This is a genomic window from Mesorhizobium sp. M0678, assembly GCF_040320505.1.
In the GTDB taxonomy this organism is placed as follows: Bacteria; Pseudomonadota; Alphaproteobacteria; order Rhizobiales; family Rhizobiaceae; genus Mesorhizobium.
The window spans coordinates 1-25618 of the sequence record NZ_JAMYPT010000015.1 but is presented as its reverse complement, the minus strand read 5'-3'; the positions used below and the strand labels follow the sequence as shown (position 1 = coordinate 25618).

Here is a 25618-nt window from a genome sequence, read left to right as displayed (position 1 = left end):
CCTACGCCCCGTAAACAGCGAGCAACTTCTTCATGCGCTCGACGGCGCGGTTGGGATCGCGCAGCAGGCCGCACTGGTCCGCCTGACGGAACACCTCGACGAAATACGGCAGCGGCCGCATCGCCTGGGCGCCGTTCAGCATCACGAAGTGATCCTGGAAGCCGTTCAGCCAGGCGAGGAAGACGACGCCGGTCTTGTAGTATTGGGTGGGCGCGCGGAAGATCAGGCGAGCGAGCGGCACGGTCGGGTCGAGCGTTGCACGGAAGCCCGCCTTGTCGCCGTCGCCCAGCCGCTCCACCGCATAGGCGGCGGCCGGCGCGAGCGGGTCGAAGATGCCGAGAAGGGCGTGCGAAAAGCCCTCGCTGTCACCTTCGATGAGTTCCGGATAGTTGAAGTCGTCGCCCGTATACATTTTCACGCCGGCGGGCAGACGACGGCGCATGACGGCCTCCTTTTCCTTGTCGAGAAGGGAGATCTTGATGCCGTCAACCTTGGCCGTGTTCGCTTCGATGACGGCGAGCGCCGTCTGCATGGCGGGGTCAAACGCCGCGTCGCCCCAATAGACGGCAAGCTGCGGATCAAACATATCGCCGAGCCAATGCAGGATCACCGGCTGGTCGCAGGCGGCGAGCACATCGGAATAGATCTTGACGTAGTCTTCCGGCTTTTTTGCGACGCGCACCAGAGCACGGGAGGCCATGAGGATGAGGCGGCCGCCGAGCTTCTGAATGGCTTCCGCCTGTTCCAGATAGGCCCGGCGCACATCGTCCAGACTCGCCACTGCCGCGGGGTCGAGATGATCCGTGCCGCAGCCATTGGCGACCACCGCATCCGGGAGTTCCTCGCGGGTGCGGCGGATCAGCTCCAGTGCGCCCGGCCAGTCGAGACCCATGCCGCGCTGCGCCGTATCCATCGCCTCGGCAATGCCGAGGCCGAGGCCGGCGAGATAGCGGCGAAACTCCATCGTCTTGGCCCAGTCGACCGTAGCGCGACCCGACGGATCGTTCGCAGTGAAGGGATCGGCGACGACGTGGGCGGCCGAGTAGACTGTTCGCGCCGGGTTCCTGCCAAGCGTGGCGGCGGCGATTGGCTTTCCGGTCAGGGCATAGTGCGCAAGGCGGCCAGCGGTATCGGGAAGGGCGATTTTCATGAAAAACCTCAGAAGCGCGGGACGAGCATGCCGGCATCGGCTGGGATCGACAGTCCGGTTGTGTACGGAAGCCTGCCAGTCGCAAGCGAGGCAATCAGCGCACCGACCTCCTCCGGCTCGCCGACACGCGGGAAAAGCGTGAGGCCCTGCGCGGCCCGTTCGCGATAGGCCTCGATAACCGGCGCGGTCATCTCGGTGGCAATCAGGCCCGGCTGGACGTCATAGACGGCAATGTTCTCGCGCCCGAGACGGACGGCGAGAGTCTTGGAGACCATGGCGGCGGCGGCCTTCGAGGCGCAGTATTCCGAGCGCTGCTCCGCCACCGCGACCGCATTCGAAGACGTGACATTGACGATCGAATGGAAGAGTGGCGGCCGCGCGCGTGCAAGCAGACGACGCGCGAATGCCTGGCTCAGGAAGAACATAGCCTTCGTGTTGACGGCAAAACACCGGTCCCAGCTCTCCTCGGAGACCTCCATCATGTCTCCGCGCTTGAGCACGCCGACACCGGCATTGTTGACGAGCGTGGTAAGCGGCCCGAGCTTTTCCTCGACCGCATCGATCGCCGCACCGTGACCGCCGATCGCAGCCACATCGAACGCGGCGGCGACGACGGGGACGCCATGGGCGGCGACGCGCTCGACCGCGGCGGCAAGTTCGGCGTCCTCAGCCGGCCCGTTGACGGCGACCGCAAATCCTTCCTTCGCCAGAGCTTCAGCAACGGCAAGGCCGATGCCGCGCGAGGAGCCGGTGACGAGCGCGACCGGCCGGGCGGACGCGGCGCTCATGCCCTAGCGCCTTTCTTCAGGAGTTCGCGCGCGATGATCATGCGCTGGATCTGGTTCGTGCCTTCATAGATCTGCGTGATCTTTGCATCGCGGTAGAGCCGCTCCACCTCGAAGCCGCGGATATAGCCGGAGCCGCCAAAGACCTGCACGGCATCGGCGGTACGCTGTACAGCCATGTCGCCGGCAAAGCACTTGGCGATGGAGCAGGCTTTGGTCGCATCCGCGCCGCTGTCGATTTTCGAAGCGGCAGAATGGACGAGCAGGCGTGCGGCCTCGATGTCCTTCGCCATGTCGGCCAGAAGCCATTGCACGCCCTGGAAGTCGGCGATCGCCTTGCCGAACTGTTTGCGCGTCCCGGCATAGTCGAGGGCGGCCTCCAGGCCGGCCTGTGCGATACCGACGGCGAGTGACGCAATGCCGACGCGCCCCTTGTCGAGGACCGACATCATCATGTGGAAACCGCGCCCCTCGGTGCCGAGCAGGGCATCTGCCCGAAGGCGCACATCGGTGAAGTTCAGCGCGCCGACCTGGCTGGCGCGCTGGCCCATCTTGTGCTCCTTCGGCCCCTTCTCGACGCCGGCCGCATGCAGGTCGACGATGAAGATCGACATGCCGCGATTGCCGGCTTGCTTGTCGGTTCGCGCCAGCACGAAACCGTAGTCGGCCACCGGCGCATTGTGGATCCAGATCTTGCCGCCGTTCAAACGCCAGCCGTCGCCGTCGCGCTCGGCCGTCGTGCGGATGCCCGAAACATCAGTGCCCGCCTCCGGCTCGGTGATGCAGTAGGCGACCTTCGAGCGCATGCCGAGTATTTCCGGCAGCAGGGCCTGCTGGCTTTCAGTGCCGTGGCGCACCAACAGGCTTGAAATCAGTTCGACCAGGCCGCACTGGTCGGCGACGGAAGCATATCCGCGGCTCAACTCCTCCATCACAAGGGCATAGGTCAGCGTGTCGAAGCCCGGCCCGCCGAGGGCTTCCGGCACGCCTATGCCGAATAGGCCGAGCTTTGCCATTTCGTCGTAAAGAGCCGCCGGGAAGCGTTCCTCGCGGTCCAATTCCTCGGCCACGGGCCGGATCATTTCGTCGGCAAAGGCGCGCGCCATCTCTCGCACCTGCTCCTGCGTTTCAGTGAGATACATGGCCCTCGACTCCAACTTAGTAACTATCCGGTTATATACATTCCCCAGTCTCAAGACGTCAAGTCGGAAAAATCTGAGACCGGGAAGAAAGCTGCTTGCACAGGCGTTTGGTCCGTGCTTATTTATTCACCAACTGGTTACTTATGGAGGAGAGGCATGCACCCTGGCGAAAAGAGGAAATTCGGCCGAACAGAACTTGACGTCACGACGTTCGGCTTTGGGACCGCGCCCCTCGGCAACATTTTCCGCGAGATCGACGAAGCCACAGCCGGGGATATGTTCGAACGCGCATGGGCCGCCGGCGTACGGTTCTTCGACACCGCGCCGATGTATGGCCACGGGCTTGCCGAACTGCGCACGAGCCACGCCCTGCGCTGGAAGGAGCGAGACGATTTCGTCCTCTCCTCCAAGGTCGGGCGCCTGCTGCGACCGGCACGGCGCGACACCATCGATTTTGCGCCGTGGACGAATGCTGCGCCCTTCACCATGCATTTCGACTACAGTTACGACGGCACGATGCGCGCCTTCGAGGACAGCCTGCAGCGGCTGGGGTTGGAGCGGATGGACATGTGTTTCATCCATGACATCGACGTTTTCACACGCGGGAGCGAGCAGCCGGAAGTGTTCGAGCAGGCGATGGACGGCGCCTGGCGCGCGCTGGAGCGGCTGCGCTCGGAAAAGGTCGTGAAGGCGATCGGCGTCGGCGTCAACGAATGGCAGGTCTGCCATGAGGCCCTCCGCCGTCACGATTTCGACTGCTTCCTGCTGGCCGGCCGCTACACCCTCCTCGAACAGGACGCGCTCGACGCGTTCCTTCCGCTGTGCGAGGCGCGTGGCGCGGCGGTCGTCGTGGGCGGCGGCTTCAATTCGGGAATCCTTGCCACCGGCGCGAAGGAAGGGGCGAAGTACAATTACGCGCCGGCGCCGCGCGACATCCTGGAAAAGGTCGCGAAGATCGAGGTGGTCTGTGCGGCGCATGGCGTGCCGCTGGCCGCCGCCGCACTGCAATTCGTGCTCGCCCATCCTGCCGTACCCTCTTTCATGGCGGGCACGCGCACGGTCGAACAGCTTGACCAGAACCTTGCCTGGTTCTCCCATCCGATCCCGGCAGAGTTCTGGGCGGATCTCAAGAGGCAGGGCCTATTGCGCGAGGACGCACCCGTTCCGGGCTGAGCTCGCATCAGCCCGCGCTGCAACAAGCGGCGCGGGCAACCTCTAACGGATCAGGATTGCCCTGAAGTCATTGACATTGGTTCCTGTCGGGCCGGGCACGAACAGGTCGCCCAAACGATGAAACGCCGTCCAGGCGTCGTTGCCGGCAAGCAGTGCGGCAGGATCCGCCCCCAGTTCCCGCAGGCGCCCCATGCTGGCGCCGTCGGCAAAGGCCCCCGCATTGTCCTCTGAGCCATCGATACCATCCGTATCGGCGGCAAGTGCTGCAAACGGCACACCTTCGCCTGCGAGCGCGAGCGACAACAAAAACTCCGTGTTGCGTCCACCCTTGCCACGTCCCTTGATCGTCACCGTCGTTTCTCCGCCGGAGAGGATGACGACGGGACGCAAGAACGGGCGGTCACGGCTGGCGACCTCGCGAGCGATAGCGGCGTGAACACCCGCGACGTCGCGTGCCTCCCCCTCTATGCAGTCCGATAGAATGACGGCGGGCACGCCGAGCGCCTCCGACCGTTGCGCGGCAGCCTCCAGTGAGAGGCGTGCAGAAGCGATGATGTGGACCTCATGACTGGCAAAGGCTGAGTCATGAGGCGATGGCGGCTGGCCCACGTCTTCATCAAGCCAAGCCAGGATCCGCTCGGGCAGCTTGACACCCCATGTCTTGACCAGTGCGCGCGCCTCTTTGCGATTGCTTGCATCCGGCACGGTCGGTCCACTGGCGACCTGCGCCGGGTCGTCGCCAGGCACATCGGAGACAACGAGCGTCACAACCCTTGCAGGATGACATGCGGCGGCGAGCCGCCCACCCTTAATGCCGGAGACCTGCTTGCGAATAGCGTTCATGACGGAAATCGGCGCACCGCCCGCCAGCAGCGCGCTGTTTAGAGCGGCTTCATCCTTCAGCGTGAGATCGCCGGGCGGGGCTGGGAGCAGGGCGGACCCGCCGCCACAGATCAGCGCCACGACGAGATCATTCTCACCGAGCCCCTTTACAGCGTCGAAAAGCGATTGAGACGCTTCAAGCCCCGCAACATCCGGAACGGGATGGGCAGCCTCCAGCACACGGATCCTCTGGCAGGCCGCCGAATAGCCATAACGCGTCACCACAACCCCTTCCAGTGGGCCATCCCACAGCCTTTCGAAAGCCGCGGCAAGCTGCGCGGCGCCCTTGCCCGCGCCGATGACGACGGTCTTTCCTTTGGGTCGGGTCGGTAGATATGTGCTTAAGGCCTTTTCGGGAGCCGCGGCTTCGATCGCTGCGCGAAAGAGTTGTGCGAGAAAATCTTTGTCTTCAGGCTTCATGAGACCGCCAAACGGATCAGGAGTATGGGATGACCGAAAGCTATCTGTCGAAACGCGCCGGCCGCTTCTGCCTGTGGGCCGCCAGCCCTTCCGTGAGATCTTCGGATGCAGCCGCCACCGCGCCGGCCAAGGCCTCTACGACCCGTTCGCTCTCCTCGTGCTCGGCGGCATTGATCAGCATCTTCGTCAATTCTGTCGCCCTTGGAGATCGCTTCAGCACGCGGGCCGCGGCGGCCTCTGCGGCGGCGCCACCCTCGCCCGTGGGCACGACCTGATCAACGAGCCCGAGCGCGATGGCCTCATCAGCTGAGTAGACTTCGCCAAAAAGCGCCATGCGGCGGACAAGCTGCGTGCCGAAGCGGCGCGAGGCGCGCTGCGTGCCGGACCAGCCGGGAATGATGCCGAGGCCGGCCTCCGGCTGGCCGATCTTCACATGCGCTTCGGCGATACGCAGGTCCGCGCAGGCAGCAAGCTCCAGCCCGCCGCCGAGCGCGTGGCCGTTCAGCACCGCGATCAGTGGAACCGTGAGGCGGGCCAGCGCATCGAAGGCGCCGTGTCCGTCGCGCAGCCAGCGGCGCGAGAACGTGTCGGCGTCGAGGCTGCTCCACGCCTCGATATCGCCCCCCGCGCAAAAGGACCTGCCGCCCTCTCCCGACAGGATCGCAACTCGGGCATCCGAGCGCTCGATGGTACGGCAGGCCCGCAACAGCGCATCGACCATGTCCTCGTCGATCGCGTTCAGCTTTTCCGGCCGTCGCAGGGTGAGCCGCGCAAGGTGGCCCTCGATTCGGAGTTCGATGCGCGGATCGCTCACAGCGCCAGCCCCATGGTGCCAGCGCGGAATAGCGCATCGTCCATCACCCTGAGCGTCTGCGAGACGCGTAACGGCGTCGCCGCCTGGTCGAGGACGTCACGCTGAAGGTCGAGGCCGGGGGCGATCTCTGTTATCACAAGTCCGTCCGTATCAAGCTCTATTACGCAGCGCTCCGTGACACATGTGATCTCCTGCCCCTGCGCGCGGGCGCGCTTGCCAGAAAAACTGACCTGATCAACTTTTGGCACGAACTTGGCGATGCGGCCCTCCATGTCGATCACCAACCGGCCGTCCTCGATGTGCATCTTGGCGCCTGCATTGAAATTGCCGGAGAAGACGATTTTTTTCGCACGCGACGTGATATCGACAAAACCGCCTGCGCCAGCGGTGCGGTGTGGCGTTGCCGCCAGGCGGCTGACATTGACCGAGCCCTCGGCGTCGATTTCCAGGAAGGACAGGAGCGAGCAGTCGAAGCCGCCCGCCTGGAAGTAACAGAACTGATGGGGCGAGGCGACGAAGGCCTCGGCGTTGGAGGCACAGCCGAACTTGAAATCGAGAAGCGGCACGCCGCCGACGGCGCCCTGCTCGATCACCCAGGTGATTTTGCCGTGCAGCCCCTCCTCGATGAGGATGCGCGGCACGTTGGCCGAAATGCCGAAGCCGATATTGACGGCCCAGCCATCCTGCAGTTCCCGCGCCACGCGGCGGGCGATGACCTTGCCAACATCGAGGGCCGGCAGGCGGAAGGTTTCGAGCGGCCGGAAGAGCTCGCCGGAAATCGCCGGGTCATAGGGCGTCGCCGTCGTCTGCAATTGATCGGGCGCCTCGACGATGACGTCGACGAGGATGCCGGGGACGCGCACGTCATGGGGCCGCAGGGTGCCGCTGGCCGCCACCCGCTTGACCTGCGCTATGACCAGACCGCCGGAATTGCGGGCGGCCAGCGCCATTTCCATAGCGCCGAGAGTCGCACCCTCCTGTTCGAAGGTGAGGTTGCCCTTCTCGTCGGAGGTCGTCGCACGGATGATCGCAACATCGGGGCGAAGCGCCGGGAAATGCAGCCAGTCCTCTCCCGCGAACGAAACCCGCTGAACGATCGGCTCGGCGCGCGCACTCGCATTCATCGCGCAGCCTTCCTGATCGGGATCGACGAAGGTCTCCATGCCGACCTTGGTGAGCACGCCCGGACGCTTGGCGGCGCCCTCCCGGAGCATGTCGAAGACGATGCCGGAGGGCACGTTCCAGGCGGCGAGCTCCTCCTTGAGGATCATCTGCCAGACCAGCGGCGGCTCGGCATTGCTTGGCCCCGAGGGATAGGAGCCGCCGATGATCTTCTTCAGCATGCCCGGCTTGGCGATGTGGTCAACACCACGGGTGCCAAAGAAGTCGCCGGCCGCGATCGGGTGAATGGAGGTGAGACCGCGCGGATGGCCTTCGCGATCAAAGCGTTCGCCTAGCGCCTTGAGAACGGCCTCAGGGCAACACAGGCCCGACGAAGAGTTGACTGCAACGACCGCACCATCCCTGACGAGTTGGGCCGCCTCCTCCGCCGTCTTTACCTTCTTCATCGACTTCACCTCCGTTCCGCATTGCATTAAGTAACTAACTAGTTATAGATTAAACACGGCCTGGGCAATCAGGCAAGCAGGTTTTTCGCGTCGACGCGCATGGCGCCATCGATGCTCCCAGACAGCCAAGGAGGAGGCATGAACATCTATTTCCAGAAGAGCTTTCAGCGCGGCTTCGGCACCTTTCCGCTGAAGGGAAACGACCTCAGACACGCGATCGCTGCCGCCATCGGCGCCGGTTACCGAGCGTTCGATACGGCGCAGATGTACGGCAACGAGGCCGATACGGGTGCGGCACTCGCAGTCTGCAGCGTCGCGCGGGAAGAGCTCTGCATTACCACGAAGGTGCATCCGGACAACTATTCAGAAGAAAAATTCCTGCCCTCGGTCGAGGCCAGCCTGAAGTCATTGCAGATCGATCGCCTCGATGCGCTTCTCCTGCACTGGCCGCCGGCAGACGGTGACGTCGCGCCATCCCTGCGCCTCCTGCAATCCGCCCGGGACAGGGGTCTTACGGATACCATCGGCGTCTCGAACTATACCGCACGCATGATGCATGTGGCGCGCGCCGTGGTCGAAGGACCGCTCGTCACCAACCAAGTGGAGTTTCACCCGCTGGTCAACCAGCAGAAGCTCCTCGCCGCCGCATCGGAGACGGGCATCCCGCTTTCCTCCTACGCGTCCATCGCCCGCGGCGAAGTGTTCAAGTACCGTCTTTTCGCCGAGATCGGCAAAACCTACGGAAAATCTGCTGCACAGGTCGTGCTGCGCTGGACTCTCCAGAAGGGTGTGCCGCTCAACACGATGTCGACGAAGCCGGAAAACATCCGGGGGAATTTCGACATCATGGATTTCACGCTGTCGTCCATCGACATGGACAGGATCGACGCCCTGAACGCGACCGGTTACCGCATTGTCAAGCCGGGGCAACTGCCCTGGGTCCCCCAATGGGACTGACGCAAAAGGGCGGCCGCAAGGCCGCCCTTTTGCTTGAGACGCCTCGATCGATCAGGCATTGCCGCGGATCATGTCCGATGCCTTTTCGCCGATCATGATAGTCACCGCATTGGTATTGGAGCCGACGAGGCTCGGCATGATGGAACTGTCGCAGATGCGGATGCCATCGAGGCCGTGGACGCGCAGTTGCGGGTCGACCACCGACATCTCGTCCCGCCCCATCTTGCAGGTGCAGGTGGGGTGATAGGAGGTACGCCCGTATTGGCGCGCATAGGCGACATAGTCTTCCTGCGTGCGCACGTTTCTATCGGGAAAATGCAACGTTTTGATGCATTTCTGCAGGGAAGGCTGGCCAAAGATTTCCTGACTGATCTTCACGCCTTCAGCGGAAATCCTTACATCGTCGGGGTCGCCGAGGAAGTTCGGATCGATAACGGGCAAGGCGCGCGGATCGGCCGAGCGCAAGGTCACGGTTCCGCGCGACTTCGGCCGAAGCGTATAGGAGTTGAGCGTGATGCCGGACGCGCCCTTCGGCACGCTCGGTACGCCTGCCTCCGCCCCCGCGCCCGCAAGGAAGTGGAACTGCAGGTCCGGGGTCGGGCTCGCCTCGTCGCCATACCAGAACGCCCCACCCTGCACGACGTTGGAGGTGATGCGGCTCGCCTTGTCGCCATACCAGAACGCCCCACCCTCCACGAGGTTGGAGGTGATGGGGCCGGACTTGAAGAGTGTGTACTGAATGCCTGCCCAGATCGACCAGTGCAACTTGTTGTATTTGTCGAGGCTATCGTGGTTCTTCAGTTCCGCGACGATGTCGACGCCAAAATGGTCCTGGAGGTTCTGCCCTACGCCGGCCATGTCCTGCACCACCTCGATGCCGTGGCTGTTGAGCGCATCGGCCGGCCCGACGCCGGAGAGCATCATCAGCTTCGGCGTGCCGATGGCGCCAGAGGTAAGAATCACTTCGCTTTCCGCCCGCGCCGTCGTGCGGTAGCCGCCGGCCTCATAGTCGACGCCCACCGCACGGAGTCCCTCGAAGACAATGCGCAGGACAAGCGCACCGGTGACGACCGTCAGGTTCGGACGCTTCAGGGCCGGACGCAGATAGCCGACGGCCGCCGAGCAGCGCCGGTTGTCGCGCGTCGTCGTCTGGTAGACGCCCGCCCCCTCCTGCACCGGGCCATTGAAATCCGGATTGTAGGGAATGCCGAACTCCTGGCAGCTCTGCACGAAGGCGCGCGTCATGCGTTGCGGCTCGGGGATGTTGGAGACGCCGAGCGGGCCATCCGTTCCATGCCAGGCACCGGAGAGGATCGAATTGCCCTCCGATCGCAGGAAATATTTCTGGATGTCCTTGAAGCCCCACCCTTCCGCGCCTTCCTCGACCCAGCGATCATAATCGGCGGGCACACCACGCGTGAAAACCTCGGCATTGATCGACGACCCGCCCCCGAGCACCTTGGCCTGCGCGTAAAGGATCTCACGGTTGTTGGCGTGCTTCTGGGGCGCGGTCTTCAGGCCCCAAGTGAGCGGCCCCGTCGTCATCTTAGCGAAGCCAACGGGCATGTGGATGAGCGGATTGGTATCGCGCCCGCCCGCCTCGATGAGGCACACTCGCGCGGACGGGTTTTCCGAAAGCCGCGCCGCCAGCACGCACCCGGAGGTACCGCCGCCGACGATCACATAGTCATAGCCAGCGGCCATCATGCGATCCAATGCCTGCGCTTGCCGATCTCGACATGAACGGACTTCACCTGCGTATATTCCTCTACCCCATACATCCCGGCCTCGCGGCCCCAGCCGGACTGCTTGAAGCCGCCGAGCGGCATTTCGGGACCGCCGGCCATGATCGTGTTGACCCAGAAGCGCCCGGCGCGAACCCGGCGGCTCACCATCAGTGCCTTGTCGATATTCTTCGTCCAGACGCTCGCCGCAAGACCGTAAACCGTGTCATTGGCAAGCTTGATGGCTTCTTCCAACGTATCGAAATGCATGGAGCACAGCACGGGGCCGAAAATCTCGTCGCGGGCGATGACCATGTCGCATGAAACGCCGGAGAAGAGCGTCGGCGCGATATACTGGCCGCGACCAAGATTGATCGGCCCGCCGCCGGTGAGAAGTTTTGCGCCCTCGGCCTTGCCCTTCGCGATGTAGTCGAGGATCGTGGCGTTCTGCGCCTCTGTCGTAATGGCCCCGACCTGAGTCGCCTCGTCCAGCGGATCGCCGACGCGGATCTTCTTCATTTTTTCGACGAGCAGCTTTTCGAATTCGGCGGCGATGGAGCGCTCGACGATCAGGCGCGAGGAGGAGACGCAGCATTGCCCGGTGTTAAAGCTGATGCCGAAGGCCGCGCCGTCGGCGGCGTCTTCCAGATCGGCATCGGCGAAGACGATGATGGGGTTCTTGCCGCCAAGCTCCAGGCCGAGCTTCTTGAAGTTGCTGTCGGCTGCCGCGTGGACGCAGGAGCGGCCGACGGCTGTCGAGCCGGTGAAGGACAGCATGTCGACGTCAGGATGCTCGGACAGCGCCTGGCCAATCCTGCGGCCGGCACCGGTGATGACGTTGTAGACACCGGCCGGAAGGCCCGCTTCCGCCAGCACTTCGGCGAGCAGCAGCGTCGTTGCAGCGGTCACTTCCGACGGCTTCACGATCATCGTGCAGCCAGAGGCGAGGATGAAGGGCACGCGCTCGCAGAGGATCAGGAACGGGAAGTTCCAGGGCGTGATGAGGCCGACGACGCCGATCGGCTCGCGCAGCACCATGCCGAAGAGATCGTCGCCGAGCGAGTTGAAGCTGTCCCCGTGCAGCATGCGCGCCGCACCAGCGCCCGTTTGGAAGCAGGCGATGCAGTGATCGATTTCACCTCGCGCTTGGGAGATCGGCTTGCCGTTTTCCAGCGCCTCCCAATAGGCGATTTCGTCGCGACGGCGGCGCAAGATTTCAGCAATGCGCAACAGGACGCTTCCGCGGGCCGCACCCGAAAGGCCAGCCCAGCGGCGATCTTCGAAGGCGCGGCGTGCCGCGGCGACGGCGGCGTTCAGATCATCGACCGTGCAACGAACCGTGCGCGTGACAGGCGTGCCGTGGCCGGGCGACGTGCGTTCGAAGTATTGCGCGCCGTCTTTCCACTCGCCATCGACGAAAAAGCCGAAGGTGCGCGCTGCGGCCGGGGCAGAAAGGAACGGGTTTTTCTGGTCCACGGGATACCTCCACTTCGATAGGTCTTACGCCGCAATGGCGATTTGCGTCTTCAGGTCGTGCGGCCGTTCCCCGAGGGTGTCGAAAGCCGCCTGGATATTCTCCAGGGAGTAGCTGGCCTTGGTGAAATCATCCGTGCGGAACCGGCCATGCGATAGAAGGGTCAATGCGTCATGCATATCCTCCCCCATGCCCGCGACGGAGCCCTTGAGGCTCGTCTCCTCCAGAACCGTGCGGAGGATATCGAGGGGGACCGTCTCGCCCCGCGACGTGATGCCGAAGAAGGCGATGTGCCCGCCGCGGCGCGTCAGGTCGAAAGCCTGTTCATAGAGCTTTCTGTTGCCGACGCTTTCGACCACCAGATCCGCGCCGCGTCCGCCGGTCATCCGCAGCACGGTTTTCTTGAGCTCGGCCGGATCGGACACCGCCGCATCCGCGCCGGCTTCGAGAGCCATCCGGGAGCGCTCGGCGGACAGATCGGCGACGATAATGGGGGCCGCGCCGACGAGCCGCATCATCTGCACATGAAGATTGCCGATCGGCCCTGCGCCGAAGATTACGACCGACTGGCCGAAGGTCGCCCTCGCCTTGCGCGCGGCGCGGACGACGCAGGCGACCGGCTCGGTGAGGACGAGAACTTCGTCAGCGATGTTAGCCTCAACGGGGATCGCGAGGCGCGCGGGCACGGCGACGAATTCGGCGAAAGCCCCATCCCTGCCGATGCCGACCTGGGTGACCTCGGCGCAGTTCAACACCTCATTACGCCGGCACCAGAAGCATGTGCCGCAGCCGATATTAATGTCGACGACCACGCGCGTACCAGGCGCCAGATGGCGCACATTGGTGCCCATCTCAGCAATCGTGCCGCAGAACTCATGGCCGGGGATCAGCGGCAATTGGTCAGCGGCGTAGTGGCCGTTGAAGATATGGATATCCGTGCCGCAAATGCCTGTGCGCGTTACCCGCACCAGTACATCATCCGGCCCGACGGACGGCACCGGAACGTCGCGGAGTTCGAAGCGCTTCGGCGCAGTGAGGACAGCGGCGCGCATGGTGCTCATGGCCAGATCCTCACTTCACGGTGCGCAGCTTTGCGCGGTCGATGGTCAGCGCGATGGCGACGATCAGCACGACGCCGAAAACCATCTGCTGGCGCGTCGCGTCGATCTCGAAATAGAGCATCGAGGCGCGGATGACGGCAACAATGAGCGTACCGACCACGGTGTTGACGACACCGCCGACGCCACCTGTCAGCGGCGTACCACCGACGAGCACCGCAACGATGGCCGGCAGCAGGAAGCCGTTGGCGATCGTCGGCGCACCGCCCGAAAGCTTTACCGCAAAGAGGAGGCCGGCAATGGCGGCGAGTGCGCCCGAGATCGCGAAAGCAAGAATCTTGTAGCGGGCGACATTGAGGCCTGAGGCCGCGGCCGCGAGTTCGCCGGCACCGACGGCCTTCAGGGCACGGCCAAGCGTCGTGCGTCGCTCGATGAAGAGGCAGATCGCGACGAGCGCCGCGGCAATCAGCAGCTCATGCGGCACGCCCCAGGTGCGGCCGATCATCCAGCCGAAGGTCTCGTTGCGCTGTGTGGCATCCATGTTGAGTGCGCGCTGGCCGGAGAGCCATTGCGCAATAGAAAAGGCGACACCGCCGACAGCGAGCGTGGAGATGAAGGACGGCACGAAAAGCCGCGTCGTCACATAACCGGAGAGCATGCCGAGCAGGAAGCCGGCAAGCACGCACAGCACGGCGACCCACGCCCCCATGGAGGCGAGATATACCGAGGCGACGACCGTCACCATGTTCGCCATGGACTGGGCCGAAAGATCGATGCCCCCGATATAGATAGCAAAGGTGAGCCCGAGCGCCATGATGAAGAGCGGCACGATATCCCCGGCGATGCCGAGTAGGTTCGAAGGGCGCAGGAAGCCGGGATCGTTGACGCCGACGATCGCGACGAGCACGACCAGCGTGATCCAGGGTAGGTGCGGTTTGAGGCGCTGAATATCCATCTCTTCCCTCAGATCATATGGTGCAGCAGGTCGAAGGGCGTGGGCTTGGCGCCCGGCTTACAGGCGAATTGCTTCTGGATGCGCCCGTCCTTGACGACGATGATGGTGTGCGACAGGCCGATCCCTTCTTCCAGCGTATCGGCGACGAGCACGATGCCGACGCCTGCCTCGCCCATCGCGCGGATCATGTCGTAGACGTCTTCCTTCGCGCCGATGTCGAGGCCGCGCGTCGGGTGGTCGAGCAACATGATGTCGGAGCCGGCGGAACGCCATTTGGCCAGCACGACCTTCTGCTGATTGCCGCCCGAGAGATTGCCGCAATCGGCAAATTCCGAATGTGCCTTGATCGAGAGTTTCTTGATCCAGTCGCGCGCCAGCGCCCGCTCCTCGTTAACGCGCAGTACCCCCCGGCTCGAATGGTTCCGCATCTGCGAGAGCGTCATGTTCTCGTAGACGTTCATGCCGGCGACGATGCCTTCGATCTTGCGTTCGCGCGGCACATAGCCGACCCCATGGGCGACCGACTGGCGCGGCGAATAGCCTGTGGCGTCAGCGCCCTTGATCTTGAGACGGCCGGTCGCCGGCGTCAGCATGCCGTAGATCGTGCGCAGGATCGCCTCGCGCCCGGAACCTTCCGTGCCGACGAGACACAGGACTTCACCGGCATGCACTTTGAACGAGATATCCTGGATGCTGCCCGGCAGTCCGACGGCCGCCATCTCGACCAGCACCTTCGAGCCATCGAACGGCTTCTGCAGGTGTTCTCGGTAATATTGCTTGTCGACGTTGCGGCCGACCATCTTGTGCTGGATGGCCTCCGCCGTCGCGCCGCCCCGCTCTACCACGTCGACCACCTCGCCGTCCTTCATGACATAGATGCGGTCGGAGAGCTCCATCACCTCTTCCATGCGATGCGAAACGAAGATGAAGGAGGCGCGCGTCGTCAGCTCCCGCACAAGCTTGAAGAGCAGCTCGACCTCTTCCTTCGATAGAACCGAGGTCGGCTCGTCGAGCAGGATGACGAGGTCGCCCTTCACCCGCTCCTCCAGTGTCAGAACCTTGGCGAGTTCGACAAGCTGGCGCTGGGCGAAGGAGAGTTTCGAGGTCACCGTCACCGGGTCGATGTCGAGCTTCACCTTGGCGAGCTGCGCCTTGGCCGCGCTCGCCATCGCCTTCCAGTCGACCACGCCGAAGCGGACGAACTGGCGCTCGTAGCCGAGAAAGATGTTCTCCATGATAGAGAGGTTCGGGATCAGGGACTGTTCCTGGAACACCATCCCGATGCCCTTTTCCATCGCCTGGCGCGGATTGGCGAAGCGAACGGACGCGCCGTTGATAAGGACCTGGCCGCCATCCGGCTGGTAGGCGCCGTAGATGACCTTCATCAGCGTGGATTTGCCGGCGCCGTTCTCACCGACGAGACCGACGATCTCACCGCGCTTGATGTGGAAATTGATAGACTTCAGCGCGTGGACGCCGGGGAATTTCTTGTCGACGGCTTTCAGCTCGTACATGGCGCTCCTCACTTAACGAAGGAAACCATCTTGCGGTCGGTGGAAAGCACCACCGCAAGAATGACGAGGAGGCCCAGCACTCCGTCCTGGAGGAAATCGGGCAGACCGATGACGACCATGCCGTTGTCGATGACGTTGACGATAAGAACGCCGACGAGCGCGTTCCACACGCCGCCGATGCCGCCCCAGAGCGCCACGCCACCGACGACCACAGAGGTGATGGAGACGAACATGAAGTTTGCGCCCGTCACAGATTCCGCCTGCCCGATGCGGGCGACGACGAGGATCGCGGCGATGGCGTAGAAGACGCCGGCGAGCGCAAAGCCGGTGACGCGGACGCGGGTGACGTTGAGGCCCGAGGCGTGAGCGAGGTCCTCGCCGCCGCCGACAGCGTAGAAATTGCGGCCGAGCGTCGTGTGGGTTTGGATGAACCTGCCGACGAACAGGAAGAGGGCCGCGACATAGACCATCAGCGGGAAGCCGAGCCAGCGCACCGTGAGCAGGCCGCGGAAGGTGGCATCGCTGACCTTCACGATATCACCGCCGGTCAGCAGGATCGCGGCACCGGTGCCGACAAAGCCCATGGCGAGGCTTGCCATGAAGGACGGGATCTTCAGTTTCACATGCACCAGCCCGTTCAAGAGCCCGAGCATGCCGCCGAGCACGAGCACAAGCGGAATGGCTATCCAGCCGAAGCCGGCGAGCGTGCCGCCAAGCTGGGCGAAGATGAAGGCGAAGGAGACCGCCGTGAGCGAGACCGTTCCCTCCATGGAAAGGTCGATCGAACCCATGACGATGATGAAGGTGACGCCGACGGCGACCATGAGCGCCGGGGCCGCCGCGATCGCGATACGGGCAAAGTTCCGCAAGGAAAAGAAGGTCGGGTTGAGTGCGGTGAAAAAGATCAGCAGCGCGATCAGCACCAGTAGCGGCGCCCACTTGATCAAGGTTTCGCGCGAAAGGCGACGTGTCACGTCAGACACCCCTCTAATGAATTTCGCAGGAGATGTGGCGGCAGCGTACGGCTGCCGCCCTGCCTATGGTCAGGACTTGTACTGGATCTGACCGTTCGACGGGCCCCAGAAGTCCTTCCAGTCGTAGGTCGGCACGGAATCCAGGTACTTCGCCTTGAATTCCGCCGCGTCCTTGGCCGTAACGAGAATCGTCGGGCCATAGAATTCGCGATGCTCCTTCGGCTCCTCGGAAGGTTTGAAGGTGCCGATGGCGGCATGGTAGGCGAGTGCAGCGCTGATGCCGCCGCCCCAATGCGGATTGGTGAAGACGGTGGCGAGTAGCTGACCATCCATGACCATCTGCACGGCTTCCGGATTGCCGTCATAGGCGACGATCGGCATGTTCTCGATACCCTCGGCACGCAGCGCCTCGATGACGCCGTAGGCTATGTTGTCATTGGCGCAATGCACGCCCTTGATCTTGTCACCGTAGCGCGTCAGGAACGAGGCCATCAGTGCCGCGCCCTTCTGTGTGTCCCAGTCGGCCGGCTCGGCATCGAGCAGCTCGACCTTCGGGAAGTCCTTCAGTGCGTTCTTGAGGCCGTTGAGGCGCTCGACGGCCGGATTGTTGGCTGCGATGCCGCCGAGATGGACCACGCCACCCTCACCGCCCATGGCTTTGAAGAGGATGCGGGCGGTTTCTTCCGCCGGCTTTTCGTCCGACCAGGTCATGTGGGAGACATAGTTGTCGCCGATGTCCCAGGGGTGCAGGTCGTCGGTCTTGTTCCAGATCGTCGACACATAGGCGCCGGCAGCTTGAACGGCCTCGACGACCGGACGGGCGTTCGGGCTGTCATTGGCATCGCAGGCAATGGCGCAATTGCCATTGTTCTTGGCAAGGAAGGCCTTGATGTCAGCGAGCGACTTTTCCGTCGAGCCCTCGTTGATAAGGCTGATGAGTGTGCTCTTCGGCTTGCCGAGCGACTCCACGAAGGCCTCGCCGCCGGAGACGACAGAGTTCCAGTATGCCGAGGCGCGGTCGCGGTAGCTCCAGGCAATCGCCGGGTCTGTCAGCGCGGCGCGTGCGATGCCGCCACCGAATAGTCCCGGCACGGCAGCCGCGCCCATGCCGGCCGCAGCTGCGAACAGAAAATTGCGACGGCTGACCGTTTCGCGCTCGATGAAATCCTTGATAAAGGTCGACATTGGTTCCTCCCAATCTTCGATTGAAACGCTTCGCGCGTCACGACTGGCGCTGCTGTCGACAGGAGAGCCTTGCCTTCGGGCGAGGCGCTCCGGCGTGACCTACGCCATTTAACGCACTAACCAGTTACTTCTTTTAGTTTGCCCACGTCAAGCGGTTTCAGTATGATCAAGACAAGCAATCGCGTCGAACGGCTGTGAAGGACGGCGACGCGCGTGTATGAGTTGCAGGGAAGAAATCCCGACCGCGGCAGAGGGCAGGCGCAAAACATGACGGGCCAACGAAACGAAAAACCGGGACGAAAACCGCGCATCCGCGACGCGGAAGCCACCAAAGCGCGCATCCTCGAGGCGGCAAAAAAAGAATTTGCAAAGAAAGGCTTGGGTGGGGCGCGCGTCGACGACATCGCAGAGAAGGCGAAGGCCAACAAGCGCATGATCTACCACTATTTCGAGAGCAAGGAGGGCCTGTTCCAGACCATTCTCGAAGAGGCCTATCTCGATATTCGCAACGCCGAGCAGAAGCTGCACCTGGAAGATCTTGACCCGAAGGCAGCGCTCGAAAAACTGGTGCGCTTCACCTGGGAATACTACCTGAAGAACCCGGAATTTCTGACGCTCGTCAACAGCGAAAATCTGCATCGAGCCAAGCACCTGAAAAAGTCGGAGATCGTCAAGGTCTCCAGCAGGAAGCTCGTGAACTTGGTCTCGAGCATCCTTGAGCGCGGGGTGAAGGCGGGCGTCCTCCGTGACGGCATCGATCCCGTGCAGCTCAACATCACCATCGCGGCCGTCGGCTACTACTACCTGACAAACCGCTTCACCGGTTCGATCATCTACGAGCGGGACCTGATGGCCAAGGACGCCCTGGAGCAGCGCATCCAGTTCAATATCGATACGATCATGCGGCTCGTTGCCGCTTGACGTTACCGGCCGGCGGCACATTCCCTGAAACGGTCCGGAATCAAGGAAGTCGCGGCGGTGGCAGGCGTCGGTCGCAACGGCATCTTACGTGCTTTCGGGAACCGGCCGACCCTCCGAAGCGACACGCAAGCAGGTGCTGGCGGCGGCGGATGGGTTGTGTTGCAAAGTTTTTCTGCGTCATGAAGGTGGTCGAGACCGGCCGCTGTCATGCCGCCAGTATGGCGAACTGCTCGGCCAGGGAGGGATTTGGGTTGAACGCGTACCTTGCCTGTCGCTTGTCCGCGAGGCCTCGGCAAACAAACGGGCTGCGGCGGCAGTTGGATGAAGTCGCCGCCCGACGTGTAGAAGGCGCGATTGCCGCCGATGCGAATTTCTGCGCCGCTGGGAGCGATGAACGCCTCGGCCTGCGGGATGATTTCGCGTTTGGGCAGCGGCTCAGACTGGGTGTAAAACTGCTCGGGCAGGCCCTCGCACTGCGCGACATTGAAGACGGTGAAACGCTTGAGGAAGGGCACCGCCTGCGGCTCGGTGTCTTCTTTTCTAGCGCGTTCCTTCTCGTTCTTCGGGATGAAGCGATCGGCATGAACGATAGTCGAGCCGTGCTCGCCTTTTCGACATTGCCGCAAGCGAAAGCGCCTGCCGGAAGGTGAGCCAGTTCTGGCCGGGGTGGCCGCGCTCGATCAGCGCGCCCCACAGGATCAGGATGTTGATGCCGGAACGTTGCGACCGGTGGCGGCATTCTTCGGCAAGCCAAGAGCTGATTTGGCGCTGCCCCAAGGGTTTGACCCAAGGCAGCGAGCCCCGCTCCAGATCTGCGATGATGCGGTCGGTGATCTCGCAATAAAGGCTCGCCCTTGGAGCCTCGTTCTTGTTCCCGCCCACTTCGCCACGCGCACCACGCTTGCCGGTCTGCGCATGATCTTCGTTTCCGGTCGCTAATCTCCCGCGCCTTCCCCCGTGAGTGGGGTGGGCGGCAGAAAGCGACTGGCTTGGCCCGCTGAACGAGGCGGGCCGCACCCGGAGGGCCGCAACGGAGTGGAGAATGTGAGCCAAGCAGGCATTGCGGCACGCCGCAGCGGGCTTAGAAAGGAGCGTCGCCCACCCCGCGAGCGGGGGCTGGCAACACAAAACAAAACCGCATCGCGAAGCGATGGCCTGAAGCAGCTATCAAATCGCCCTGACCGGCATATCGCTCAAGAGCGACTTGCAGGGCTACATTTGCTTTGAACGTTCTGGGAATGGTGCCGAGCGGTGATCATCGCGCTGACGAGGAGCTCCTGACTATGCCGTAGGATAAGTTCATCACGGCGTCATTGAGGAAGCCGTGGTGACGCCGGCCTGATTCCGTCCACACCTTTGCGCCGGATTCGACCGTTCCCGGCTACTCCGGAGTTTCGTTCCGAGCCCCTTGCCGGCGAAAGCGGGATATGGTGCAGCTGCCATAACATAGCGACGGTATGTGATGAGTTTAGTTTGGGCCGGTGCTTTCGTTGAGAAGCCAAGCCCCGCCCGCGCTCTCCACGCCGGATCGGGCCGCAGCGCTGCGCCGGCTCCCGCTCAGCCTCCAACGAATAGAAAGTCTGCTGTCCGGCGCTCCAGGAAGTATGCGTCTCAATCCGCAAACAGGATAGGCGGCAACGCGAGCCGAGGGCGCAGCGCAGTTGGCCAGTTGGCCTATCGCTTGGGCTTGCGGGTCGCTCGCGAGCACGGCGACGACGCGCTTCAAACTCCCTTGCCGCGCTCTGATGGGTCATATCCGACGGCTGTACCAGGCAGCGAGAGGCCGAAGAGATGACCCGTGCCAGAGCTCGGTTTAATCGCCGCGCAGTATCTTTGCTTCGAGTGCGGCCACGACGAAAGCGCCTCGAGCAGCTGGCGACCGAGCCTTCCCACGCAGCACCTGCAGACACACGTCCATTGCTATCCTACTCTTCTCGGTCTGACGACCAATATCCCGCAGCAAGATAGCGGCGGCGTCATTGACGTCGAGCACGATACGCTCTGAGCCATGGCGGCCGACCTGCACAATGACTGGCCTTTCGAATCTGCTCGAGCCGGCCATCTCCCCTCCCCCTTCCCTCCTTGACAGCCAGTCTGCGGCGACAGGCCGAATGCTAAACCGAATGTTACTCGCGCCTCGCCCCAGTCGCATCGGCGAATAGGATTTAGACTTTTGCGGTGCCCGCTTTGCAGGCAGCAATCCACTGCATCGCAGAGGTCGCATCCTCTAATATGCCAACCTGCTTTGCAAAGTCGTAAAGCGCGTTACGCGCCGCACCTACAGGCTTGTGCCCATCGTAGGCATCATGGCACGTCCTAAGGGCAGTTTCGTGGGCACGATCTCTGCGATCTGGCGGCCATTCATCGAGAAGATCGATGGCTTCGGCAAGACTTGCAATCTCTTGCACGATGTAGGTGGAGCGCTTCACGAAAATGGGGCTGCTGAAAGCCTCGGCCTTCATTTGTTCCTCCCGACCTGCTGAACAGCCAGTTCACGTGAGGCAGGGGCCACATCGGCGCCCGCCGATCGTCGCACAAAGTGTTGTCGGCGCGATGACGCTTCAAGAGGGAAACGCGGGCGTGATGCCATCGGCCATTGGCCGAAGCATCTCAAGGCGCTCTCAATGGTCAAGCGGTGGCCGGTTCTCTCCGCTTCGTTCGGTATGCTCTGCATTCGAACGGCAAGTTGCAGTTCCTTTGCGGCGGGATCGACACCCCAGCCGAGGGAAGCTCGAATCCTTGCCTACGTCATTGACGAGCTCAACCCGGTCAGTGATGCAGATTGCATAGAAGAAAACTCGCCAAGTTCGCCGACACAAAACGCCTGCGGTATGCGCACGGCGCCCGCGCCTGGGAATGGATTGAACGAGCCCCTGGAATGCTACCAGGCACCCTCGGCCCGTAGTCGAAGTCACGCATGGAGAGGCGGATGCGGTAAAACGCGCACGCCGGGGTTCGCAGCGGAGATGAAGAAACCGCCTCGGTAACGAGGTAAAGCGCTTTATCCCTACTCAAGCCAGGCCAAGCGCCGGGGCTGCGGCAGCGGGTGCGTCAGGGATGCGTGCCCGAAGGGGTGAAGACGACCGCAGGCCGGCTTCAGCGAAGCCCGCAGCCCGGCCCGCAGGGAGACGCCCACCTGATCTCTTCCCGCGCCGATCCGCGAGGCATCGATAAGCCAGGCGCGGCATGCGCCCTTCTCATCCGTCGAGAACCACTGCGGTCGCGTCGACGCAGATCCCCACTGCCGCAGGTCTTGCTCGGAATTGCGATAGCGATGCCAAGAAATGGAAAGTGCCGAAGAATACGATTGTTCGCTCTTTACCAAAACTTCTGCGTGGCATTTTAATTGCATGAATGGAGATTGAAGAACGAAAATACCCAGGAGAGCTAGCCTTCCCGCTGCAGATCCACGAGCTTGCGGAAGAGTACCGCAAGGCGGCAACCCTGCTGCTTCGGCTCGGCCGGCCAGGCAAGCCGCTCACTCGAGCGCCGTTCAGATTGTCGGCAATCCACGCGATCGAACTCTATCTGACCGCGCTTTTGCTCCACCGTGGGCACAGCCCCAATCAGATCCGCAAAATGCAGCACGATCTGTCGGCGCGCACGGAACTCGCCTTGGAAGCGAGGCTGCGCCTTCGCGCGAAAACCGCCCAACATCTTCACTCCCTCAGCCAGAACCGGGAATATCTCGTGACCCGTTACGGCCCGGAGCTGGCTGCAACCGCCTCGCAGATAAACCGGCTTACCGCTACTCTGGACGAGGTGGCGGCAAAGTTAACCATATTGATCGGCTTGTCCTCAACTTTGCCGCAGCCGTCGGTCTTACGCCGAAGACCTCGCCTTGATGCGCGCGATGCTGTCGGGATCCGAGACGAAGTCATCGAGGAAGTCGCTCCACTTTCGGCCGAGCGGCGAGCATGGGTAAGCATCTGTGTTAGCTCGTCAATGCCGTCGTCGGTGAGAGCGGTTATTGCCATCTCCTTACCGTCATGGACACTGATGATACTGCCAGAGCTGAGATTGTCATCGTTGCTGACGATCGCCTGAAGGAGCTCGAGATCCTCCCCGATCATTTGCGAAACGTGGTCGATTGTGAAGACGTGGGTTATTGTCGCCATCAAGCGGCCTCGGCGTAGGTCACGGTGACAGGTATCCAATTCCAGGGACGAGTTTCGTCAAGGTTGATGCGAAGTCAAAGGTGTCCAGCCGTCTTCTGCCAGTGCGCCACGGCTCTCGGGCGTCTATATAACGTCACCAAACGTTGCTCCATCGGTGCCGCTGGAGACCACCCATACCGTCCAACCGGGGAAGTTTCCAAAAAGGCACCAAAGTCGTCGCAGACTTTTGCAGCGGGCGCGGCGGGCTCCAACTTCGAGTGCGTGTTTAGCGCGTTCTCCGGCCCTCGCTCGTTGACGACTCGGGTTCTATATACCGACCAACTCGAGCGAAGGTAGGCAACGATCTCCGGTAGCAGGTGATCACGATCCCCAAACTCTTCTACGATTCTTTTTACCTTGCGCCAGGGTACCTTCCCGTCATCGTCGCCAAGCGAATAGCCTAAGTGGCCGATCGCGCAGATGTCGCAGCCAGCCTCGATCACCTTGTTAACGAAGGCGGAATCTCGCTCGCTTTCATTAGTCGCATGTTGTTGGTCATCGCAGAAATCTCCGTTGGTGGTCGGCATGGAAATTGCGCCGACACTCAAACGTGCTTGAACGCGCGCACCTTCGCTACCTGTGCACTTGCACAGGTTGTAGGCAGGCCTGCCGAAGGCGCGGATCGAGTGTTCCTGCGCATTTGTTCATTGTTGGCACCCCGGACACTCAACCGTGTTGCTAGAACAACCCACCTGCTCCGTTCCAACAGCAGCATTGGCCACCGGAACGCTCCCCTTGCGCGCACTGAAAGGCGATGCCGGCGCTCAGGCAGTCGGAGTCAGTCATGCCGAGGCGCCATTTCCTTTTCCTCTCAAGTCGCTCGAGCCGCACGCGCTCTATTCGCTCTGGAGTCCAGTAGGTTGGGTCGCGGTTGGCTCGATCGGGGGTCCGGCGTCTTTCAATTTAGCTATAGGCTAGGAAAAGCTCCTTAGATCCCGCAGTCAGGAGTCCACCAATCGGTCGAGATGGCTGCGAACCGCGTTGCGGGCGGGATTGGGTGCTCCGACGGATCGATACCCAATACCCGCGCCATTTCTTCTTCGATGGCATATTATCGCCCCTAGCTAAGTGGTGTGGACAAACCTGATCCACACGACCTAGCGCGATTGGAGCCAACCGGCCTGGGACCTGGCGGCCGGCCTCTGGCTCTACGCCGCAAAGATCGGGGCCGATTCCGCGCGTCTGCATCGAATGACGGAAGTCAAAGGTGGTCTCGGAACGGGGTGCTCGGCATTTATGATCCGACCGAGCGCCAGCGAGTGACCCGTCGGCGGGCTCGACGGCGGCATCATGTCAGGGGACTTCGGCCTCCAGCCGCGCGAGGAATGCCGAGACCTCGGCGTCGATGTCGATCGGTTCAGTCACCGTGGGTGACATCCTAGCTACTCCCCCGATCATCTCCGATTTAATTCAGATTTGTCTGTAGATATTGACGATTGCGCGACCTTCACCTCGTAGACGGCAATGCGGGCAGTTAGAGAGGGTCCTATGACAAGCGATTTTTCCGCCGCCCGAGTGCATTTAGATCGAGCGTATGACTACCTTTGTGGCGATGACCCGATGAGTCGAAGGGGACGCGAAGCCTTGGACCTGTTAATTGAGGCGGTTGCCGTCGAAGAGTTCAAGCAGCCACGCCAAAACGCGGAGGTGCTAAGGTTTCCGATTGGGCGCCGCTTCTGAGGCAATCTCCACGACCGCCATGTAGCCTCAGGTGAGGCGCTCACCGGACGTATGCGCCGCCACTATGAACCATGGTGAGCAAATCCTCCCAGAACGCCACGCCCCGCATGAGCCGAGGCGGGCAATAGAAAATGGGGGGCCCAAGCGCGCGTCCATGAAACAGCGCCGCAGGTAAATTCAGCAGAATGTCCATCCTGGCGCCTTCAGCGGCGATGCGCAGCCAGTTCTTGCGGTGACTATCGGGTGGCCGGAGTCCTGGCGCCCGCGCGGCGGCCACACCGTAAAGACCGAGTGGACCGTTAACGCGGGAATCCTGATGGCGCTCACCTCTCATATTTGTCGCGCGCAACGTTTGCGGATCATCCGCTGCACCAATCGTGCCAAATGAATAAAGCCTTCAGTTACAAATGGTGAGCCGCCCCATCCATGTCCGATCTCCGACGTCTTTCACGTAAAGGGCTCGGTGCTTCCACGCTCGTTTGCTCTTCGCCCGTCCCTCTTCCGTCTTGACTAGCAGGAGCCTACGGCCTATCTCACTGCCGCGTTAGCACTCGCTTCTGGTGAGTGCTAAACACGCTCCGGCAACGGAGAACCGTTCAACATCCGCACCAGGGAAATCCAAAAATGGCAAAGTCGAATTTCCGGCCGCTGCATGACCGCGTGGTCGTTCGCCGCGTCGAGTCCGAAGCGAAGACCGCCGGCGGGATCATCATCCCCGATACGGCGAAGGAAAAGCCGCAGGAAGGCGAGATCATCGCCGTCGGTTCCGGCGCCCGTGACGAGGTCGGCAAGCTCGTCCCGCTGGACGTCAAGGCCGGCGACCGCATCCTGTTCGGCAAGTGGTCGGGCACCGAAGTCAAGCTCAACGGCGAAGACCTTCTGATCATGAAGGAAGCGGACATCATGGGCGTCATCGGCTGACACGCCGCCGCCTTTCATCCGCACCATCCAATCTGAATTTCGGGCGAAATGCCCAGGAGTAAAAAATGGCTGCCAAAGACGTAAAATTCTCCCGCGACGCTCGTGAGCGCATGCTGCGCGGCGTCAACATCCTCGCCGACGCGGTGAAGGTCACGCTCGGCCCC

Annotated in this window: 22 protein-coding genes and 2 pseudogenes; 5 read left to right on the top strand and 19 right to left on the bottom strand. The window is 62.5% G+C overall.

All coding sequences use genetic code 11. The features are described from left to right. Position 1: 1 nt before the first annotated feature. Genes NKI29_RS23495 through NKI29_RS23485 form a run of 3 tightly spaced genes read right to left on the bottom strand, consistent with a single transcriptional unit; the run spans position 2 to position 3077 of the window. Positions 2–1150 carry a dihydrodipicolinate synthase family protein gene (locus NKI29_RS23495; protein ID WP_352783821.1) on the bottom strand — a complete coding sequence of 383 codons (1149 nt, stop codon included), beginning with the start codon at positions 1148–1150 and terminating at the stop codon, positions 2–4. An 8-nt stretch (positions 1151–1158) separates the two neighbouring features. After that, a complete protein-coding gene (locus NKI29_RS23490; RefSeq protein WP_352642346.1) occupies positions 1159–1938 on the bottom strand; it encodes a 3-ketoacyl-ACP reductase in 780 nt (259 codons plus the stop codon). Further along, positions 1935–3077, bottom strand: a complete 1143-nt coding sequence (locus NKI29_RS23485) for an acyl-CoA dehydrogenase family protein (protein WP_352496361.1) — start codon at positions 3075–3077, stop codon at positions 1935–1937. Before NKI29_RS23485 ends, NKI29_RS23490 begins: the two co-directional genes overlap by 4 nt. Positions 3078–3233: 156 nt before the next feature. On the opposite strand from NKI29_RS23485, the gene NKI29_RS23480 reads away from it, so the two are divergent. Beyond that, entirely contained in the window at positions 3234–4250 is a 1017-nt protein-coding gene (locus NKI29_RS23480; protein ID WP_352578185.1) for an aldo/keto reductase, read from the top strand. A gap of 42 nt (positions 4251–4292) precedes the next feature. Here NKI29_RS23480 and NKI29_RS23475 read toward each other — a convergent pair whose 3' ends face one another. From NKI29_RS23475 to NKI29_RS23465, 3 genes are read right to left on the bottom strand one after another with little or no spacing between them, the layout of a single operon-like run. Then, positions 4293–5552, bottom strand: coding sequence for a glycerate kinase type-2 family protein (locus tag NKI29_RS23475; protein ID WP_352642352.1), 1260 nt, complete (start codon positions 5550–5552; stop codon positions 4293–4295). Between the two features lie 40 nt (positions 5553–5592). After that, positions 5593–6366, bottom strand: coding sequence for an enoyl-CoA hydratase/isomerase family protein (locus NKI29_RS23470; RefSeq protein WP_352797355.1), 774 nt, complete (start codon positions 6364–6366; stop codon positions 5593–5595). Beyond that, positions 6363–7934, bottom strand: coding sequence for an acyl CoA:acetate/3-ketoacid CoA transferase (locus NKI29_RS23465; protein ID WP_352578182.1), 1572 nt, complete (start codon positions 7932–7934; stop codon positions 6363–6365). Before NKI29_RS23465 ends, NKI29_RS23470 begins: the two co-directional genes overlap by 4 nt. A 138-nt stretch (positions 7935–8072) precedes the next feature. Here NKI29_RS23465 and NKI29_RS23460 point away from each other — a divergent pair, with 138 nt between their 5' ends. Beyond that, positions 8073–8891: an aldo/keto reductase gene (locus tag NKI29_RS23460; protein WP_352797353.1), complete on the top strand. Its 819-nt coding sequence runs from the start codon at positions 8073–8075 to the stop codon at positions 8889–8891. 51 nt (positions 8892–8942) lie between these two features. Here NKI29_RS23460 and NKI29_RS23455 read toward each other — a convergent pair whose 3' ends face one another. The 7 genes from NKI29_RS23455 to NKI29_RS23425 all read right to left on the bottom strand — a co-directional run bounded on the left by NKI29_RS23455 (position 8943) and on the right by NKI29_RS23425 (position 17775). Next, complete coding sequence (locus tag NKI29_RS23455) at positions 8943–10595, bottom strand: GMC family oxidoreductase (protein WP_352642356.1); 1653 nt, start codon at positions 10593–10595, stop codon at positions 8943–8945. Further along, positions 10595–12091, bottom strand: a complete 1497-nt coding sequence (locus NKI29_RS23450) for an aldehyde dehydrogenase family protein (protein ID WP_352797350.1) — start codon at positions 12089–12091, stop codon at positions 10595–10597. The genes NKI29_RS23455 and NKI29_RS23450 overlap by 1 nt, the downstream gene beginning before the upstream one ends. 24 nt (positions 12092–12115) lie before the next feature. Then, positions 12116–13087: a zinc-dependent alcohol dehydrogenase gene (locus tag NKI29_RS23445; protein WP_352529041.1), complete on the bottom strand. Its 972-nt coding sequence runs from the start codon at positions 13085–13087 to the stop codon at positions 12116–12118. A gap of 73 nt (positions 13088–13160) precedes the next feature. Further along, the gene (locus NKI29_RS23440) at positions 13161–14102 is read right to left on the bottom strand and encodes an ABC transporter permease (RefSeq protein ID WP_352496352.1); all 942 of its coding nucleotides are present in this window, start codon (positions 14100–14102) and stop codon (positions 13161–13163) included. Between the two features lie 8 nt (positions 14103–14110). After that, the gene (locus tag NKI29_RS23435; RefSeq protein ID WP_352797349.1) at positions 14111–15616 is read right to left on the bottom strand and encodes a sugar ABC transporter ATP-binding protein; all 1506 of its coding nucleotides are present in this window, start codon (positions 15614–15616) and stop codon (positions 14111–14113) included. An 8-nt stretch (positions 15617–15624) separates the two neighbouring features. After that, a complete protein-coding gene (locus NKI29_RS23430; protein ID WP_352496350.1) occupies positions 15625–16590 on the bottom strand; it encodes an ABC transporter permease in 966 nt (321 codons plus the stop codon). Positions 16591–16659: 69 nt separating this feature from the next. After that, a complete protein-coding gene (locus NKI29_RS23425) occupies positions 16660–17775 on the bottom strand; it encodes a sugar ABC transporter substrate-binding protein (RefSeq protein ID WP_352578179.1) in 1116 nt (371 codons plus the stop codon). 267 nt (positions 17776–18042) lie between these two features. Between NKI29_RS23425 and NKI29_RS23420 the strand changes: the two genes are divergently transcribed. Beyond that, positions 18043–18696 (top strand): TetR/AcrR family transcriptional regulator, encoded by a 654-nt coding sequence (locus NKI29_RS23420; protein WP_352797347.1) that lies wholly within the window; start codon positions 18043–18045, stop codon positions 18694–18696. A 353-nt stretch (positions 18697–19049) separates the two neighbouring features. On the opposite strand, the pseudogene NKI29_RS23415 reads toward NKI29_RS23420, so the two are convergent. From NKI29_RS23415 to NKI29_RS33470, 6 genes and pseudogenes are all read right to left on the bottom strand, one after another. Then, positions 19050–19578, bottom strand: a pseudogene (locus NKI29_RS23415) (ArdC-like ssDNA-binding domain-containing protein); the annotation flags it as partial. Between the two features lie 931 nt (positions 19579–20509). Then, on the bottom strand, positions 20510–20758 hold the full coding sequence (locus NKI29_RS23410; protein ID WP_352578178.1) for a DUF982 domain-containing protein: 249 nt from the start codon (positions 20756–20758) through the stop codon (positions 20510–20512). 103 nt (positions 20759–20861) lie between these two features. Next, positions 20862–21158 (bottom strand): DUF982 domain-containing protein, encoded by a 297-nt coding sequence (locus tag NKI29_RS23405; RefSeq protein ID WP_352622114.1) that lies wholly within the window; start codon positions 21156–21158, stop codon positions 20862–20864. 925 nt (positions 21159–22083) lie between these two features. After that, the gene (locus NKI29_RS23400) at positions 22084–22353 is read right to left on the bottom strand and encodes a hypothetical protein (protein WP_352797345.1); all 270 of its coding nucleotides are present in this window, start codon (positions 22351–22353) and stop codon (positions 22084–22086) included. Positions 22354–22518: 165 nt separating this feature from the next. Next, positions 22519–22814: pseudogene (locus NKI29_RS23395) on the bottom strand (hypothetical protein). Positions 22815–22888: 74 nt separating this feature from the next. Further along, a complete protein-coding gene (locus tag NKI29_RS33470; protein WP_502896723.1) occupies positions 22889–23380 on the bottom strand; it encodes a Y4lK-related protein in 492 nt (163 codons plus the stop codon). A 961-nt stretch (positions 23381–24341) separates the two neighbouring features. On the opposite strand from NKI29_RS33470, the gene NKI29_RS23390 reads away from it, so the two are divergent. Together NKI29_RS23390 and groES are read left to right on the top strand one after the other, a co-directional pair. Beyond that, entirely contained in the window at positions 24342–24533 is a 192-nt protein-coding gene (locus tag NKI29_RS23390; RefSeq protein WP_352594214.1) for a hypothetical protein, read from the top strand. A gap of 624 nt (positions 24534–25157) precedes the next feature. Then, positions 25158–25454: a co-chaperone GroES gene (groES, locus tag NKI29_RS23385; protein WP_352458515.1), complete on the top strand. Its 297-nt coding sequence runs from the start codon at positions 25158–25160 to the stop codon at positions 25452–25454. Positions 25455–25618 lie beyond the last annotated feature (164 nt).

Bases quoted from the DNA above. Each gene is read 5' to 3' on its own strand.
- NKI29_RS23390 (WP_352594214.1), top strand. From the start codon at position 24,342: ATGACAAGCGATTTTTCCGCCGCCCGAGTGCATTTAGATCGAGCGTAT.
- NKI29_RS23400 (WP_352797345.1), bottom strand. From the start codon at position 22,353: ATGTTGGGCGGTTTTCGCGCGAAGGCGCAGCCTCGCTTCCAAGGCGAG.
- NKI29_RS23440 (WP_352496352.1), bottom strand. From the start codon at position 14,102: ATGGATATTCAGCGCCTCAAACCGCACCTACCCTGGATCACGCTGGTC.
- NKI29_RS23435 (WP_352797349.1), bottom strand. From the start codon at position 15,616: ATGTACGAGCTGAAAGCCGTCGACAAGAAATTCCCCGGCGTCCACGCG.
- NKI29_RS23460 (WP_352797353.1), top strand. From the start codon at position 8,073: ATGAACATCTATTTCCAGAAGAGCTTTCAGCGCGGCTTCGGCACCTTT.
- NKI29_RS23495 (WP_352783821.1), bottom strand. From the start codon at position 1,150: ATGAAAATCGCCCTTCCCGATACCGCTGGCCGCCTTGCGCACTATGCC.
- NKI29_RS23485 (WP_352496361.1), bottom strand. From the start codon at position 3,077: ATGTATCTCACTGAAACGCAGGAGCAGGTGCGAGAGATGGCGCGCGCC.
- NKI29_RS23480 (WP_352578185.1), top strand. From the start codon at position 3,234: ATGCACCCTGGCGAAAAGAGGAAATTCGGCCGAACAGAACTTGACGTC.
- NKI29_RS23455 (WP_352642356.1), bottom strand. From the start codon at position 10,595: ATGGCCGCTGGCTATGACTATGTGATCGTCGGCGGCGGTACCTCCGGG.
- groES (WP_352458515.1), top strand. From the start codon at position 25,158: ATGGCAAAGTCGAATTTCCGGCCGCTGCATGACCGCGTGGTCGTTCGC.
- NKI29_RS33470 (WP_502896723.1), bottom strand. From the start codon at position 23,380: ATGCCGACCACCAACGGAGATTTCTGCGATGACCAACAACATGCGACT.
- NKI29_RS23465 (WP_352578182.1), bottom strand. From the start codon at position 7,934: ATGAAGAAGGTAAAGACGGCGGAGGAGGCGGCCCAACTCGTCAGGGAT.
- NKI29_RS23420 (WP_352797347.1), top strand. From the start codon at position 18,043: ATGACGGGCCAACGAAACGAAAAACCGGGACGAAAACCGCGCATCCGC.
- NKI29_RS23475 (WP_352642352.1), bottom strand. From the start codon at position 5,552: ATGAAGCCTGAAGACAAAGATTTTCTCGCACAACTCTTTCGCGCAGCG.
- NKI29_RS23410 (WP_352578178.1), bottom strand. From the start codon at position 20,758: ATGGCCGGCTCGAGCAGATTCGAAAGGCCAGTCATTGTGCAGGTCGGC.
- NKI29_RS23490 (WP_352642346.1), bottom strand. From the start codon at position 1,938: ATGAGCGCCGCGTCCGCCCGGCCGGTCGCGCTCGTCACCGGCTCCTCG.
- NKI29_RS23425 (WP_352578179.1), bottom strand. From the start codon at position 17,775: ATGTCGACCTTTATCAAGGATTTCATCGAGCGCGAAACGGTCAGCCGT.
- NKI29_RS23405 (WP_352622114.1), bottom strand. From the start codon at position 21,158: ATGAAGGCCGAGGCTTTCAGCAGCCCCATTTTCGTGAAGCGCTCCACC.